The sequence below is a fragment of the bacterium genome (genome assembly GCA_035945995.1).
Lineage (GTDB): Bacteria > Sysuimicrobiota > Sysuimicrobiia > Sysuimicrobiales > Segetimicrobiaceae > DASSJF01.
In genome coordinates this window covers 69,060-84,577 of record DASYZR010000005.1, presented here as the reverse complement: position 1 = coordinate 84,577, position 15,518 = coordinate 69,060, and the positions used below count along the sequence as shown (strand labels likewise).

General features: G+C 71.5%; 15 protein-coding genes, 1 tRNA gene and 1 pseudogene. 11 read left to right on the top strand and 6 right to left on the bottom strand.

The window, feature by feature from the left end; all coding sequences use genetic code 11:
• Both VGZ23_00625 and VGZ23_00620 read right to left on the bottom strand, forming a co-directional pair.
• Positions 1-369 (bottom strand): aminopeptidase P family N-terminal domain-containing protein (locus VGZ23_00625; GenBank protein ID HEV2356113.1); only part of this gene is annotated, 369 nt, incomplete at its 3' end.
• 7 nt (positions 370-376) lie between these two features.
• Positions 377-1,297: a hypothetical protein gene (locus VGZ23_00620; protein HEV2356112.1), complete on the bottom strand. Its 921-nt coding sequence runs from the start codon at positions 1,295-1,297 to the stop codon at positions 377-379.
• Positions 1,298-1,514: 217 nt separating this feature from the next.
• On the opposite strand from VGZ23_00620, the gene VGZ23_00615 reads away from it, so the two are divergent.
• The 5 genes from VGZ23_00615 (at position 1,515) to lepB (ending at position 6,081) form a co-directional block, all read left to right on the top strand.
• Positions 1,515-2,000 (top strand): (2Fe-2S)-binding protein, encoded by a 486-nt coding sequence (locus VGZ23_00615; GenBank protein HEV2356111.1) that lies wholly within the window; start codon positions 1,515-1,517, stop codon positions 1,998-2,000.
• A gap of 15 nt (positions 2,001-2,015) precedes the next feature.
• A complete protein-coding gene (locus VGZ23_00610; GenBank protein HEV2356110.1) occupies positions 2,016-4,400 on the top strand; it encodes a molybdopterin cofactor-binding domain-containing protein in 2,385 nt (794 codons plus the stop codon).
• Between the two features lie 64 nt (positions 4,401-4,464).
• Positions 4,465-5,322, top strand: a complete 858-nt coding sequence (locus VGZ23_00605; protein HEV2356109.1) for a xanthine dehydrogenase family protein subunit M — start codon at positions 4,465-4,467, stop codon at positions 5,320-5,322.
• A 104-nt stretch (positions 5,323-5,426) separates the two neighbouring features.
• Positions 5,427-5,518: transfer RNA gene (locus tag VGZ23_00600), tRNA-Ser, on the top strand.
• 41 nt (positions 5,519-5,559) lie between these two features.
• Complete coding sequence (gene lepB, locus VGZ23_00595; GenBank protein ID HEV2356108.1) at positions 5,560-6,081, top strand: signal peptidase I; 522 nt, start codon at positions 5,560-5,562, stop codon at positions 6,079-6,081.
• Here the strand turns inward: lepB and VGZ23_00590 are convergent.
• Entirely contained in the window at positions 6,078-7,829 is a 1,752-nt protein-coding gene (locus VGZ23_00590; GenBank protein ID HEV2356107.1) for a long-chain fatty acid--CoA ligase, read from the bottom strand. The genes lepB and VGZ23_00590 overlap by 4 nt on opposite strands.
• A 155-nt stretch (positions 7,830-7,984) precedes the next feature.
• Between VGZ23_00590 and VGZ23_00585 the strand changes: the two genes are divergently transcribed.
• The 6 genes and pseudogenes from VGZ23_00585 to VGZ23_00560 all read left to right on the top strand — a co-directional run bounded on the left by VGZ23_00585 (position 7,985) and on the right by VGZ23_00560 (position 12,730).
• Complete coding sequence (locus tag VGZ23_00585; protein ID HEV2356106.1) at positions 7,985-8,443, top strand: DUF2269 family protein; 459 nt, start codon at positions 7,985-7,987, stop codon at positions 8,441-8,443.
• Between the two features lie 4 nt (positions 8,444-8,447).
• Positions 8,448-9,035, top strand: coding sequence for a cytochrome c oxidase subunit 3 (locus VGZ23_00580; GenBank protein HEV2356105.1), 588 nt, complete (start codon positions 8,448-8,450; stop codon positions 9,033-9,035).
• On the top strand, positions 9,032-9,796 hold the full coding sequence (locus tag VGZ23_00575; protein ID HEV2356104.1) for a c-type cytochrome: 765 nt from the start codon (positions 9,032-9,034) through the stop codon (positions 9,794-9,796). Before VGZ23_00580 ends, VGZ23_00575 begins: the two co-directional genes overlap by 4 nt.
• Positions 9,796-10,629, top strand: coding sequence for a Rieske 2Fe-2S domain-containing protein (locus VGZ23_00570; protein HEV2356103.1), 834 nt, complete (start codon positions 9,796-9,798; stop codon positions 10,627-10,629). The genes VGZ23_00575 and VGZ23_00570 overlap by 1 nt, the downstream gene beginning before the upstream one ends.
• Positions 10,626-11,993 carry a cytochrome bc complex cytochrome b subunit gene (locus VGZ23_00565; GenBank protein HEV2356102.1) on the top strand — a complete coding sequence of 456 codons (1,368 nt, stop codon included), beginning with the start codon at positions 10,626-10,628 and terminating at the stop codon, positions 11,991-11,993. Before VGZ23_00570 ends, VGZ23_00565 begins: the two co-directional genes overlap by 4 nt.
• Positions 11,891-12,730: pseudogene (locus tag VGZ23_00560) on the top strand (cytochrome c oxidase assembly protein). Before VGZ23_00565 ends, VGZ23_00560 begins: the two are co-directional and overlap by 103 nt.
• 35 nt (positions 12,731-12,765) lie before the next feature.
• Here the strand turns inward: VGZ23_00560 and VGZ23_00555 are convergent.
• Genes VGZ23_00555 through coxB form a run of 3 tightly spaced genes read right to left on the bottom strand, consistent with a single transcriptional unit; the run spans position 12,766 to position 15,478 of the window.
• Positions 12,766-13,215, bottom strand: a complete 450-nt coding sequence (locus VGZ23_00555; protein ID HEV2356101.1) for a cytochrome c oxidase subunit 4 — start codon at positions 13,213-13,215, stop codon at positions 12,766-12,768.
• Positions 13,212-14,846, bottom strand: coding sequence for a cbb3-type cytochrome c oxidase subunit I (locus VGZ23_00550; protein ID HEV2356100.1), 1,635 nt, complete (start codon positions 14,844-14,846; stop codon positions 13,212-13,214). The genes VGZ23_00555 and VGZ23_00550 overlap by 4 nt, the downstream gene beginning before the upstream one ends.
• On the bottom strand, positions 14,843-15,478 hold the full coding sequence (coxB, locus tag VGZ23_00545; GenBank protein HEV2356099.1) for a cytochrome c oxidase subunit II: 636 nt from the start codon (positions 15,476-15,478) through the stop codon (positions 14,843-14,845). Before coxB ends, VGZ23_00550 begins: the two co-directional genes overlap by 4 nt.
• Between the last annotated feature and the right edge of the window lie 40 nt (positions 15,479-15,518).

Sequence of the window (15,518 nt, the reverse complement as noted above, 5' to 3'; positions counted from 1 at the left end):
CGCGTACCGGTCGCGCACCGCGACGGGCAGCACGTCGAGCTCCATGCCGACCCGCCGGACCGCCCGCCCGGCGGCCTCCGCGACGAGCGTCGCGAGGCCCCGCAGACTGGCGAAAGGCACGATCCGCTCGAGGGCGCTGTCCGCGCGCGCCCGCTCGATGACCCGCCGGACCGCGTAGACCGGTTCGCCTTCCGCCGGGACGACGAGCATGCCGCTCTGGATGCTGCCGGTGAAGTAGAAGAGGTCCGCGTTCTGGGCGATCAGCGCGGCGTCGATGCCGGCTCCGGCGAGGTGCCGCTGGAGCGCGGCGCTCCGCCGCCGCAGTTCCTCACGGGGGGTCGACGGCGTCGAAGCTGCGGTCACGTCCATCGAGGGGTCAGCCGAGCGCGCGGCGATGCGCGAGCAGGAGCCGGAAGGCGATGAGCCCGCCGTAGGGCGCCCACCGCGCGGTGAGATCGCGGACCCCGGCTTCGGACAGCAACTCCTGCCGGCCCGCGAACCAGGTGAGGGCGTGACGGACGGCGAGGTCCCCGGCCGGAACGACATCGAAGCGCCGGAGCGCCCGCAGCAGCACCCACTCCGCCGTCCAGCGGCCGATGCCCGGGAGCGCGGTGAGCGTCTCGATCGCGGCGTCCGCCGGCATCGCGGCCAGCGCGGCTTCGGCGAGGCCGCCCCGGCCGAACGTCCGCGCGAGTTCCCTCACGGCGAGCGCCTTCGCCGTGCTGAGCCCGGGACGGCGCAGGGAGACGAGGCGCTCGCCGGCGAGGCTGGCCGCGTCGGGAAACGTCCAGTAGACGTGACCCCCAAACGCGAACGGCGTGCCGAACCGCAGGGCGAGCGCCGCGCGGTGGGCGTTCGCCGCGGCCGCGCTGATCTGCTGGCCCAGAATCGTGTGCACGAGCGCCTCAAACAGGGTCGGGTAGCCGGGCAGCGCCGCGGTCACGCCCGCGCCCGAGATGGCCCGGCGGACAGGCTCGGGGATGCGGCGCGACAGCCCCCTCGCCGGATCGTCGAGGCCAAACAGCCGGCCAATCACCTGTTCGAGCACGGCACGCGGCGCGTGTCCGGCGAGCAGGCGGACGGAGAGTCGTCCACCGCCGCGCACGAGTCCCGGGACCGCCCCGTTTGCGCGGGCAGGGGTCACTTCAACCAGAAAGGCATCGCCCTCGACCACGAGCCGCCGGCGCCACCTCTGCCCGTCGAACCAGACGAGCGGATCGGCGGGACCGCGCTTGAGGACGGCCGCGGTGGCGTGAAAGTCGAAGCCCGGCGGGCACGGCAGGGCGAGGGCGCGCACCTCGTAAGAATAACACGCGGCGGGCGCCCTCCGATTCCGCCGGGGAGAGGGGCGCCGTCGACAAAGGACGCGGATCGCCCGGCGCAGAAGAGTCCGCCGCCGGCACACCGACCCACTCCGCACCCGTTTCCACCGTCGCTCCATCCCGGCACACCGGCAACCGCCCGCCGGGGCTCGTCGGACCCCGCGGCGACATTCCTTGGAGGAGGCGCATGCCGTGAAGCGTGCGATCGGCGTCACGATCAACGGGACCAAGTACTCTCACGAAGTCGAGCCCCGGCTGCTTCTGGTTCACTACATCCGCGAGGTGCTCGGACTCACCGGCACGCACGTGGGGTGCGACACCAGCAACTGCGGCGCGTGCACGATCATGCTGAACGGCCGCGCCGTGAAGTCCTGCACGCTCCTCGCCGTCCAGGCCGACGGCGCCCAGCTGCAGACGGTCGAGGGGCTGGCGACCAACGGCGACCTGCACCCCATTCAGCAGGGGTTCTGGGAAGAGCACGGCCTGCAGTGCGGGTTCTGCACGCCGGGGATGATGATGACCGCGCTCGAACTGCTGCGCCGCCATCCGGATCCCACAGACACGCAGATCCGGGAAGGGCTGGAAGGCAACCTCTGCCGGTGCACCGGCTACCAGCACATCGTGAACGCGATCCTGAACGCCGCCGGCAAGATGCGCGGCGTCACCGTCTCGCGGTAGCGGGGGACGACCATCATGGCGGTCACCAAACTCTTTGGCGCCAGCATCCGCCGCCGGGAAGACCCGCGCCTGATCACGGGCCAGGCCACCTATACCGACGACATGCACCTGCCCGGCATGGCGTACGCGTCCATCGTGCGCAGCCCGCACGCCCACGCCCGGATCGTCCGCGTCAACGCCGAGGCGGCGCGGGGGCGGCCCGGGGTCATCGCCGTGTTCACGGGAAGGGACCTCGAGGGCAAGATCAACCCCATTCCGACGGCCTGGCTGATTCCGAACTCGGACCTCAAGACGCCGCCGCACCCGGCGCTCGCCACGGACCGCGTGCGGTACGCCGGCGACGGGGTGGCGGTCGTCGTGGCGGAGGATCCGTCCGCGGCCGCGGATGCCGCCGCGCTTGTCAGGGTAGATTACGAGCCGCTCCCCGTCATCGTCGATCAGGAGCAGGCCGTGCGCGCCGGCGCCCCCCAACTCCACGCGGACGCGCCCCACAACGTGGCGTTCACGTGGCGCGCCGCGGGCGGCGATGCCGAGGCCGCGTTCGCCGACGCCGCGCGCGACGGCGTGGTGATCCGGCAGCGCTTCGTCAACCAGCGCCTCATCCCGAACGCGATCGAGCCGCGCAGCGTCGTCGCCCGGTACGCCCAGGCCTCGGGGGAGCTGACGGTCTGGTATACGACGCAGAACCCGCACATCGCGCGCTTCCTGTGCTCGGTCGTGACGGGGATCCCTGAGCACAAGATCCGGGTCGTGGCGCCCGAGGTTGGCGGCGGATTCGGCAGCAAGATCCCCTTCTACGCCGACGAGGCGGTCGTCGTGTTCTGCGCCCGCGCGACGGGCCGGCCGGTGAAGTGGACCGAGGACCGCCGCGAGAACTATCTCGCGACGATCCACGGGCGCGACCACATCACGGATCTCGAGATCGCCGCGCGGCGCGACGGCACGCTGCTCGCGCTGCGCGGCAAGACCTGGGCCAACCTGGGCGCCTACCTCTCCACCGCGGCGCCCGGCGTGCCGACGATCCTGCACGGGCTCATGCTCACGGGCTGCTACACGATTCCGAGCTTCGCGTACGAAGTGGTCGGGGTGTTCACCAACACGACGCCGGTGGACGCCTACCGCGGGGCCGGGCGGCCCGAGGCGGCCTATCTGATCGAGCGGATGGTCGACCTCGTGGCCGGCCGCCTCGGCATGGACCCGGCCGAGGTGCGACGCAAGAACTTCATTCCGCCCGACAAGTTCCCGTACACGACGGCGGAGGGACTCGCGTACGACAGCGGCAACTACGCGCCGGCGCTCGACCGCGCGCTCGAGCGGGTCGAGTACGCGCGGCTCCGCGGCGTGCAGAAGCAGGGGCCGAAGGACGGCCGGTATCTCGGGATCGGTCTCAGCACGTACGTCGAGATCTGCGGGCTCGGCCCGTCGGCGGTGGCCGGCGCGGTGGGCTTCCAGGGCGGCCTCTGGGAGAGCGCGATGGTGCGCCTGCATCCGACCGGCAAGGCGACCGTGTTTACCGGGACGTCGCCCCACGGCCAGGGAGAAGAGACGACGTTCGCGCAGTTGGTGGCGGACGAATTGGGGCTGCCGATCGACGACATCGAGGTGGTGCACGGCGACACCGGGGCCATCGCGATGGGCTGGGGCACGTACGGCAGCCGGACGACCGTCGTCGGGGGCGCGGCGATCGCGGTGGCCGCGCGGAGGGTCCGCGACAAGGCGGCGAAGATCGCCGCCCACATGCTGGAGGCGGCGGAAGCCGACCTCGCCTTCGACCAGGGCCGCTTCTACGTCCGCGGCAGCCCGGACCGGGCGAAGACGATTCAGGAGGTGACGCTCCAGGCGTATCTCGCGTGGAACCTCCCCGCCGGCGTCGAGCCGTCGCTGGAGGCCTCCGCGTTTTACGATCCGTCCAACTTCACCTTCCCCTTCGGCGCCCACGTCGCCGTCGTGAAGGTGGACGCGGACACCGGCGAGGTGGAGCTGCGGCGGTACGTCGCCGTGGACGACTGCGGCCGGGTGATCAATCCCCTGATCGTCGACGGGCAGGTCCACGGCGGCCTCGTCCAGGGCATCGCCCAGGCGCTGTACGAAGCCGCGGCCTACAGCCCGGAAGGCCAGTTGCTGACCGGATCGATGGCCGAGTACGCGGTCCCCCGGGCCCGTATGTTCCCGCGGTTCGTGACGGATCGTACCGAGACGCCCTCGCCGCACAACCCGATCGGCGTGAAGGGCGTCGGCGAGACCGGGACAATCGCGAGCACGCCCGCCGTGGTCAACGCCGTGCTGGACGCGCTGCGCCCCTTCGGCGTCACCCATCTCGACATGCCCCTGACCCCGCAGCGCATCTGGGCCGCGATCCACAAGAACGCGAAGAACGCGCCGAGGAGCAGCGCCTCATGATTCCGCTGCGGGCGGGATCAACGGCACAGTTCGCTTCGCCATCAGAACCGGAGGTGACCGCAGGATGATCCCCGCGCCCTTTGAGTATCACTCGCCGTCGACGGTGCAGGAGGCGATCGGCCTGCTCGAACGGCACGGCGACGAGGCGAAAGTGCTGGCCGGCGGCCACAGCCTGCTGCCGATCATGAAGTTCCGGCTGGCGCAGCCGAAAGTGGTCGTGGACATCGGACGGATTCCCGGACTGGACAAGATCGAGGTCCGCGGCTCGACGATCGCGATCGGCGCGCTCGCGACGCACGACGCCGTCGAGGAGAGCGATGTGCTGCGGACGCGGTGTCCGCTGCTGCCGGAGACGGCGTCGGTCATCGGCGACATGCAGGTCCGGAACCGCGGGACGATCGGCGGCAGCCTCGCGCACGCGGATCCGGCGGCGGACTATCCCGGCGCGATTCTCGCCCTCGAGGCGGAGATCGTCGCCGCCGGCCCCAAGGGGACGCGGACCATTCCGGCGCGCGACTTCTTCGTGGAGATGCTGACCACGGCGCTCGCGCCGAACGAGATCATCACGGAGATCCGCGTGCCCGTGACCGGGAAGGCGGCGGCGTACCTGAAGCACCCGCATCCGGCCAGCGGGTACGCGGTCGTGGGCGTCGCCGTCGTGCTGCAGATGAGCGGCGGCAAGGTGCAACAGGCGGCGATCGGCCTGAACGGGGTGGCGGGCAAGGCCTACCGCGCGTCCGCCGTCGAGCAGGCACTGCGGGGCAAGACCCTCGACGAGCAGACCGTGGCGGCGGCCGCGGCCCGCGCGGCCGACGGCGTCGACGTGCAGGCGGATCTGTACGCGTCGAGCGAGTTCCGCGCCCACCTCGCGTCGGTGTACACGAAGCGCGCGGTGCTCAAGGCGGCGTCGCGGGCGACGTAGAGACCAAAGGGCGAGTTCCCGCGGCGGCCGCGCCCGGAAGACGGCGGAGGCGCCCGGCCTCTCGCGTGTGCGCGCCCGGGCGCGTGTTATAATGGGGAACGCTCGGAGGGGTGCGAGAGCCCGGCCGAATCGGCACGCCTGGAGAGCGTGTAGGCGGGAAACCGCCTCGTGGGTTCAAATCCCACCCCCTCCGCCACGGTGTTCGTCCGGCCGATAACCTCCCCCGGAGGGTACCGAATGAACGTCCGCGATGCGCGGCGGGCGGTCTTCGATTTTCTGAGGACGCTGATCGTCGCGTTTGTGCTCGCTCAGGTCATCATGATCTCGGTCGCCCAGGCCTTCCAGGTCGAGCAGTACTCCATGGAGCCGAACCTGCTGCCGCGCGACCGCGTGCTGGTGAACAAGTTCATCTACCGCTTCCGGCCGCCGCATCCGGGGGAGATCGTCGTCCTCAAGCCGCCGACCGATCCGTCGCGAAACTACATCAAGCGGGTGGTGGCCGTCGGCGGGCAGCGCGTGGAGATCCGCGCCGACCACGTGTACGTGAACGGCCGCATGCTGCCGGAATCGTACCTCCACGGTCCGACCGTGGGCGCGTACGGGCCGACGATCGTGCCCGTGCGCGACGTCTTCGTGCTCGGCGACAACCGCGGCAACAGCGAGGACAGCCGGATGTTCGGCTTCGTGCCGATGCGCAACCTCGTCGGCGAAGCGGTCATGATCTATTGGCCGCCGGAACGCGTCCGGGTTTTTCGCTAGGCCGGATCCCCGTCCGCTCCGTCGCCCGCCGCAGCTGAGGCGGCGCTCTCCCGGAGCACGCGCCGCAGCGGCTTGCCGATGAGCGTTTTCGGAATCGCGTCGACGATTTCGATGCGCCGCGGCACCTTGTAGGCCGGCATCCGGTCGCGCAGCCATTCCCGGATGCGGGCGCGGGCCGCCCCCGCGTTCTCCCCGGCCGGCGCGCCCGCCGCCGGCGCCGCGTCGGGCGCGAGCGTCACGTACGCCACGATTGTTTCTCCCCGCAGGGGATGGCGGACTCCGACCACCGCGGCGTCGCGCACGAGCGGATGCTGCAGGAGCAGGTCCTCGATCTCGCGCGGGTAGATCTTCAAGCCGCCGACGATGATCATGTCCTTCTTGCGGTCTTCGATGAAGAGAAAGCCGTCCGAATCCGCCCGCGCCACGTCGCCGGTATAGAGCCACCCGCCGCGCAGGGCGGCGGCGGTCTCGTCGGGCGCGTTCCAGAACCCCTGCATCACCTGCGGGCCGCGCACGAGGAGCTCGCCGGCCTCGCCGGCCGGCAGATCGCGCGTGCCGGTGTCCACGTCCACGACGCGGACGTCGGTGCCGGGGACCGGGATTCCGATGCTGCCCGGCTTTTGGACGCCGCCCGCCCAGATCGGGTTCGCGGCCACGAGCGGGCTCGCTTCCGTGAGCCCATAGCCCTCCGCGAGCCGGCCGCCGGTCAGCTCCTCGAACCGCCGCGCCACCTCCGCCGGCAGTCCGGCGGCGCCGGAGAGGCAGTACCGGATCGATTTCAGATCGTGGCGGGCGATGTCTTTGAGATGGTTGATCGCGGCGTACATGGCGGGCACGCCCGGAAAGACGGTCGGGCGCCACCGCGGCACCTGCTCCGCCACCAGGCGCGCGTCGAACATGCGCATCAACACCATCAGGTGGGTCGCGGCGAGACGCACGCCGACGTTCAGCACGAGCAGGCCGTACACGTGAAACAGCGGGAGGGCGACGAGGAAGCATTCGGCGCCTTCCCGCAGGTCGCGGAACCATGCCAGGCCCTGCGCGGCGTTGGCGGCGAGATTGCGGTGCGTCAGCATCGCACCGCGCGGCCGTCCGGTCGTCCCGCCCGTGTACTGCAGCACGGCGAGGTCGTCGGGCCCCGCGCCCTCCGAGGCGGGCAGGGGCCGCGCCCGCATCATCCGGGTCCACGGGACGAGCCCGGCGTCGCGGGGCATGGCGTCGCCTTCGCGCCGCTCGCGGAGCACCCGGTAGAGCAGGCGCCACAGCGGCGGGAAGTAGTCCGCGACCTTGGTCAGGATGATGCGCTCCAGGCCGGTGTCGCGGCGCACCGCGGCCACCGGAGGGTACAGACGGGTCAGCGTGATGAGGACCTTGGATTGCGAGTCCCGGAGGAGAAACGCGAGGTCGTCGCCCCGGTACAGCGGGTTGATCTGGACGACGGTGGCGCCGGCCTTGAACGTTCCGTACGCGGCGACCGGATACTGCGGCAGGTTCGGCAGCGAGATCGCAACGCGGTCGCCGCGGCGGACGCCGAGGGCGCGCAGCGCCCCCGCGAACCGATCGCTCTGCTCATCCAGCGCCCGGTAGGAGAGCGCCGAGTGGAACGTGGGGCCGCTCAGGATGATCGCCGGACGGCGCGGATGCCGGGCGGCGCTCGCACGGAGAAACGTCTGGAGCGGGACGGCGGGAATCCTGATGTCACGGGGAACGTCGGGGGCGTAGAACCGGTGCCAGGGCCGTTCCTCCACCGCTCACCTCCGACCTTCCCGAAGCGAACTCGGGCAGGTTCCGCGCGGTTGTGATCAGCCCCTTTTGTACCCCGCGGAGGAGACGGCCTGGAACGTGCGCGGCGCCGCCGGAGGAGCCGGCCGCCCCCGGACGAATGGAGCCGGGGAGGTGGCGGATGTACGAGGTGGCCAAGTTCCTTCACGTCTTCGGGGCGGTGTTGCTGCTCGGCAACGCGATCGTCTCCGCGCTGTGGAAGGCCGGGGCGGACCGCACCGGCGACGCCGTCGTGGCAGGCACCGCAGCGCGCACCATCGGGCGCGCCGACCGCGCGTTTGTCATTCCCGGGGCGATTCTGCTCATCGGGGCGGGTTACGCGATGGCCGCCCGGCGGCCGTGGCCCCTGCACGGTCTTCCCTGGCTCGAATGGGGCCAGGGCCTCCTGTATCTCGCGATCCTGGTGTGGCTCCTCGTGCTCGTCCCGGCGCAGCGTCGCATGGCCTCGCTCGCGGGCGGCGCCCGCGGCGGCCCGCTGCCCGACGCGTACGTGCAGGCAAGCCGGCGCTGGGCCATGTGGGGCGGGGTCGTGACGCTCTCGCTGTTGATCGCGTTGTTTCTCATGGCGGCGAAGCCCTGACGGCATGAACACGCAGGCCGCCGCCCATCCGGGCGGCGCCCCGCGCTTTGCGCGGGGTCCGGCGCCGCTCCTCCTGGGTATGGTCCTTTTCATCGCGTCGGAGACCATGTTTTTCGGCGCGTTGTTCGGGGCGTACTTTACCCTCCGCGGTGAAACCGCGGTCTGGCCTCCGGCGGGCGCGCGCCTCGATCTCGTGGAGATGTCGATCGCCACGGCGATTCTGCTCGGCTCGAGCGTGCCGGCGCACCTCGCGGCGCACGCGCTGCGGGACGGCGCGCCCGCGGCCGCCGTCCGGCGCCTCCTGCTGGCGGCCGTGATGGGGGTGGCGTTTCTCGGGCTCAAGCTCCATGATTGGGCGACCGCCGGGTTTTCCGTGGCGTCGCACGCCTACGGCACGATCTTCTTCACCCTGACGGGGTTTCACGCGCTGCACATGGTGGCGGGCGTCATCCTTCTCGCCGGGCTGGCGGCGAAGGTCGCCGGCGGACACCTCCGGCCTGAGACGGGGGGCGCCGACGCCGTCATCTACTACTGGCATTTCGTCGACGCCGTGTGGCTCGCGGTATTCTCGACGATCTGGCTCATCCGATGAGCCGCCGGTGGCGCAGCGCGGCCGCCGGCGTGACTGTGATGATCGTGGCCGCCGCGGCGTTCCTCATGAGCCACCTCCCGCGGGCGGGTGAGGCGGCGGCGACGAGCGCCGCGACGGCGGGCGACGTCCGGCGAGGCGCCGAACTCTATGCGACGCACTGCGCCTCGTGTCACGGGGCGGTGGGCGAGGGCACCGCCGACGGCATCCCGCTTCGGAGCATCGGGACGGCCGCGGTGGACTTCGTCCTGACGACCGGGCGGATGCCCCTCGCCGACCCGCACCAGCCGATGCTGCGGCGCCGGACTCCCTGGACCGCGCGCGACGTCGCCGACCTCGTCGCGTTTGTGGCGTCGCTCGGGTCGGGCGGTCCGGCGATCCCGGCCGTGCATCCCGAGGACGGCGATCTCGCCCTCGGCGGGAAGATCTTCACCGCCAACTGCGCCCCGTGCCACGGGACCGCGGGCCAGGGCGCCGCGGTCGGCGAGGGCGCCGACGCGCCCGATCTCTACGAGGCGACGCCGGGGCAGATCGCCGAGGCCGTGCGGATCGGCCCGGATCCGATGCCGCGGTTCGACGCGGGCACCATCGATCAGCACGCCCTGGACTCGCTCGTCCGCTACGTCACGTTTCTCCGGCGGGCCCCGAATCCGGGCGGGCTGAGCCTGGGGCACATGGGGCCGGTGGCGGAGGGATTCGTCGGATGGGCGATCGGCCTGGCCCTCCTCGTCGTGATCATTCGCCTGATCGGGACGACGACCTGATGCGCCCCGCAGAACGGCCGGTCGCCGCGCTGTTGATCGCGTCGATCGGCGCGAGCCTGGCCCTCGCGGCCGTCTACATCGCCGGCGGCCAGCCGCAACTCGAAGGTGTCCTGCTGGCCTGCTCGCTCGGCGGCCTCGGGGCCGCCGTGATCGTCTGGGCGCTGCGGCTCCTGCCGCACGAAGAGGTGACAGACGTGCGCGAGCCCGAGCCGTCGCCGGAGGCCGTCCGCGCGGGAGCCACCGCGGCCCTCGTCGCCGGCGAGGAGCTGCTCGCCGGCCGGCGGACGCTCGCGCGGCTCCTGCTTGGCGCGCTGGCCGGGTTGGCGCTGGTCCTCTTCTTCCCCATCCGGTCGCTCGGGCCGCGGCCCGGCCGGTCGCTGTTTCACACCGAGTGGGGCCCCGGCGCCTTTGTCGTGGACGGCGACGGCCGCCGGGTCCGCAACAACCGGCTTGCCGTCCAATCGGTCATCACCGTCTTTCCGGAGGGGCACGCCGGATCGCCGGTGTCGCAGACGCTCCTGATCCGCGTCGATCCGGCGCTGCTGGACCTGCCGCCGGCCCGAGCGGCGTGGGCGCCGGACGGCTACGTCGCCTTCTCGAAGATCTGCACGCACGCCGGATGTCCGGTCGGGCTCTACCGCGCGGCGGCCCATCAGCTGCTGTGTCCCTGCCACCAGTCCACGTTCGACGTCCTGCGCGGGGCGGTGCCGGTGTTCGGACCGACGACCCGCGCGCTGCCGCAGCTGCCGCTGCGGATCGACGCGGACGGTTTCCTCCGCGCGACCGGCGATTTCTCCGCGCCGGTCGGGCCGGGATTCTGGGAGCGCTCGTGATCCGCCGCCTCGTGCTGTGGCTCGACGACCGCCTCGGCGCGGCCTCCTTCGCGCGCCGGGCGCTGCGCAAGGCATTTCCCGATCACTGGGCGTTCGTGCTCGGCGAAGTGGCCCTGTATGCCTACGTTCTCCTCGTCCTGACCGGGGTGTTCTTGACGTTCTTCTTCACGGCCTCGGGCCAGGACGTGGTGTACCAGGGACCGTACGCGCCGCTGCGCGGCGTGCGGATGTCGGCGGCCTACGCCAGTGTGCTGTCCCTCTCGTTCGAGGTGCGGGCGGGCCTCGTGATGCGCCAGATCCACCACTGGGCCGCCCTCGTCTTCGTCGCCGCGATCGCCGCGCACGCCCTGCGGGTGTTCTTCACCGGCGCGTTCCGACGGCCGCGGGAGATCAACTGGCTGATCGGCACGAGCCTGCTGCTCTTGGCGATGGCCGCCGGGTTTACCGGGTACTCGCTGCCGGACGATCTGCTCTCCGGCACCGGCATCCGGATCGCGTACTCCGTGCTCCTGTCGATCCCGGTCGTGGGAACGTGGGCGGCGTTCCTGTTCTTCGGCGGCGAGTTCCCTGCGCCGGTCACGATCGGGCGGCTGCTCGCCCTGCACATCATGCTGCTCCAGGGGCTGATCATCGCCGCCCTGGGGCTGCACCTCGCGATCATCTGGCACCAGAAGCACACGCAGTTTCGCGCGCCGGGCCGGACGGAGAACACGGTCACCGGCTCGCCCCTGTGGCCGAACTACGCGATGAAGTCGATCGGGCTGGCGCTGGTGGTATTCGCGGTGCTGGCCATGCTCGGCGGGCTGTTCCAGATCAACCCGGTGTGGCTGTACGGCCCGTACGATCCGACGACGGTGAGCGCGCCCGCGCAGCCGGACTGGTACGTCGGGTGGCTCGAAGGCGCCCTGCGCCTCATGCCGAATTGGGAGATTCGCGCGCTCGGGCACACGATTCCCGAGCCGTTCTTCCCGGGTGTGGTGGTGCCGGGCGTGCTCATCGCGGCGTACGCGCTCTGGCCGTTCATCGAGCAGCGCGTGACCGGCGACCGCGAGGTGCACCACTTCCTCGACCGCGCCCGCGACGCGCCCGGGCGCAGCGGCGTCGGCGCCGGCGGGCTCGCCTTCCTGGTGGTGCTCACCCTCGCCGGCAGCAACGACGCGCTGGCGCGGCTCTTCGGCGTGCCGGTCGAGGTCGTGACGATCGTGCTGCGCGGCCTCGTCCTGTTGGTCCCGGCGGCGGTGGGATGGGTGACCTACGTCGCATGCCGGGAACTCAAGGCCCGCGACGCGCATCCGGCGGCGGCGTGGCACACCCTCCGGCGCGGTCCCGGCGGCGGCTACGTCGAGTCCGACGACGGCCGATGATCCCCGTGCCGTTCCTGCTGTCGGCGGCGGTGCTCGGACTGTACGGCGCGGGGCTCCGCCGGTACAACCGCCGGCACCCGTCCCGTCCGTTCCCGCCGGTCCGCGCCGCGGCCTTCGCGATGGGGGCCGCCGCGGGCGCGGCGGCGCTGGGTCCGCCGCTCGATCCGCTCTCGGCGTGGTTCCTGAGCGCGCACATGGCGCAGCACCTGCTGCTCATGGTTATCGCCGCGCCGCTGCTCCTGCTCGGCACGCCGCTGCGCGTCGCCCGGCAGAGCGGCGTGCCGGCGCTGGAGCGCCTTGCGGCCTGGCTGGCGCACAGCCGCGCGGTGAAGGTGATGGTCTGGCCCCCCGCCGCGTGGGGTGCCTACGCGGCGGTGCTCGTCGGCTCGCACTTTTCACCGCTGTACGAAGCGGCGCTCGAGCATCCGGCCGTCCACGTTGCGGAGCACGCGCTGTACCTCGCGGCGGCGCTCCTGTTTTGGTCTCCGGTCGTGGGACTCGACCCGTCACCGTGGCGCATGGGATACGGGCTCAGGGTGCTGTACGTCGCGGCGGCGCTGCCCGTGCAATCCCTGTTGGGCGTGGCGATCTTCGCCGCCCGCCGCCCGCTCTATCCGCATTACGCGATCGCATCCGCCGTCCGGGGCACGCCGGTGCTGGCCGACCAGCAGGCGGGCGGCCTCGTCATGTGGCTCGGCGGGGGGCTTCCGGTCATCGCCGCGATGCTCGCGATCGCGGCCGCATGGGCCGCGGAGGACCGGCGCCTCGCCGATCACCTCGACCGCGCGGGCGGGCCGGTCTCCGAGCCCCCGCCGGACGGCCGCACCGGAGAGCCGTGGGGCGTCTCCGCCGCGCGGTCGTCGCGCACCAGTCCGACGAGCGCCGCGGTGACGGCGAGCCCACCGAGCGCCGCCAGCCACCACCCGTAAATTAATCCTGTGAGCCCGACGGCGCAGCCGAGGGCCAGGACCACCGGCCAGGGGCTGTGCGACGCGAACACGCCGACCGGCTCACCGGCGGCGTCGGCCGGGCGTGCCTCGGGTCGATCGGCGGCCGGCGACCCGCGGCGGGCGGCCAGGTAGACGGCGGCGATCGCGAGGCCCGCCGTCATTGTGAGCAGCATCAGCGTGCCGGCCATTTCGTAACTGACAAACCAGTAGATCGCGGCGACCACCAGGGCGAACGCCGCGGCGCCGAGCATCACGCGGCCGGTGGTGCTCACGGCGCCTCCCGGACCAGGGCCGCGGCGGCCGGATGATGCAGGTCGAACACCGGCCGCTCCGACCGGATGGGCGGGAGCGACTCGAAGTTGAACTCGGGCGGCGGCGACGTGGTGGCCCATTCGAGCGTATAGCCGCCCCACGGGTCGGCGCCCGCTCGGACCGGCGAGCGCAGCGACACCCAGAGGTTCCAGAGGAAGACCAGCACGCCCACGCCGAGCACGGCCGACCCGAGACTGGCGATGAGATTGGCCGCGCCCCAGCCGGGGAGCGGCGGGTACGTCACGACGCGCCGCTGCATCCCCCACAGCCCCAGCAGGTGCATCGGCCAGAACGTCGCGTTGAAGCCCACGAACATCAGCCAGAACTGGAGGCGGCCCAGGCGTTCGCGCAGCAGCACGCCCGTGATCTTGGGGAACCAGTAGTAGACGGCCGCCATGGCCGCGAACAGGCTCCCGCCGCCGAGGACGTAGTGCATGTGGGCGACGATGAAGTAGGTGTCCTCCGCCCAAAAGTCGATCGGCGGGGCGGCGATCATGACGCCGGTCACGCCGCCGAGGACGAAGTTGAGCAGGAACCCCACGGCAAACAGCATCGCCGCCGAGAACACGAGCGCGCCCCGCCACATCGTGCCGATCCAGTTGACGTACTTGATGCCGGTCGGGACGGCGATCAGCAGCGACATCGCGGAGAAGAAGGGGTTGACGACGGCGCCGGTCGTGAACATGTGGTGGGCCCATACGGTCATCGACAGCCCCGCGATCGCGAGCGTCGACAGCACGAACCCCGTATAGCCGAACACCGGCTTGCGCGAGAAGACCGGGATGATCTCCGTGATCATCCCGAAGTACGGGAGCGCCATGACGTACACTTCGGGGTGGCCGAAGAACCAAAACAGATGCTGGTAGACGACGGCGCTGCCGCCCTGCGACGGATCGAAGACGTGTCCGCCGAGCCGGCGGTCGATCAGGAGCATCGCGAGCGTCGCGGCGAGCGGCGGGAAGGCGATCAGTATGATCAGCGACGTCACGACCATGTCCCAGCAGAAGACCGGAATCCGCCACATCGTCATCCCCGGCGCCCGGTAGAGCAGGGTTGTGGCGATGAGATTGATCGCGGTCATGATCGAGGAGGCGCTGACCATGAACACGCCCACGATCCACAGGTCCATGCCCATGCCGGGGGTGCCGGTCGTCGACAGCGGCGCGTAGGCGACCCAGCCCGCGGTGGCGGCGCCGCCCCGGGTGACCAGCCCGCTCATGGCGACGAGGCCGCCGAGGAGGAACAGCCAGTACGACAGCGCGTTCAGGCGCGGGTAGGCCATGTCGGGCGCGCCGATCTGCAGCGGCAGGATGTAGTTGGCGAGGCCCAGGCCGAACGGGGCGATGACGAGAAAGATCATCCCGGTGCCGTGCAGCGTGAACAGTTCCGCGTAGACCTGGCGGCCGACGAGCGGGTGGTTCGGGACCGCGAGATCGGCCCGGATCACGAGCGACATCAGGCCCGCCATGGCGAAGAATCCCAGCGTCGTCGTCATGTAGAGGATGCCGATGTGCTTGTGGTTCGTGGTGGTGAGCCAGCCGAGCAGGCCGACGCGGGAGGCCGGGGCCGGCAGCGCCGCCGCGGCGCTCACGGCCGGCTCCGGCGCAGCCAGTCGTCGAAGGCCTGCGACGTCACGGCCGAGACGGTGAAGGTCATCGCGGCATGGTCCAGCCCGCAGAACTCCGCGCATTCCCCGCGGTAGACGCCCGGGCGGGTGACGGAGAGATCGAAGCTGCTGACGAGGCCCGGGATCGCATCCCGCTTGAACAGGAACGCCGGGACGAAGAACGAGTGATCGACGTCGGCCGACGTGATGACGATCCGGACCGGGCGCCCCGCCGGCACCACCAGCACCGGCGGGCGGTTTGGCGTGCCGCTCACCGTCGGCCCGCCGCCGGCATACTCGAAGCGCCACGACCACTCGAATCCGGTGACGCGGACCGTCACCGCCGGGCGCGGATCCAGCCGTTCGATGCGACGCTCAGCCGCGAACGACACGGCAAAGAGCGCGGCGACGATGAGCAGCGGAATGAGGGTGAAGACCGCCTCGGCGACGATGTGGTTCCGGATCTGCGCGGGGAGCGCATCGCCGCGCCGGCGGTAGCGGAGAATGGACCAGAAGATCAGCGCGTAGACGGTCCCGGCAACACCGGCGGCCGTGAGGAGAAAGACGGTCCACACGCGGTGGATCTCACCGGCCTGAAGCGTCGCACCACCCGGCATGACATGGCTACTTTCCCCGCGCCGGGGGGTGTCTCCCGTC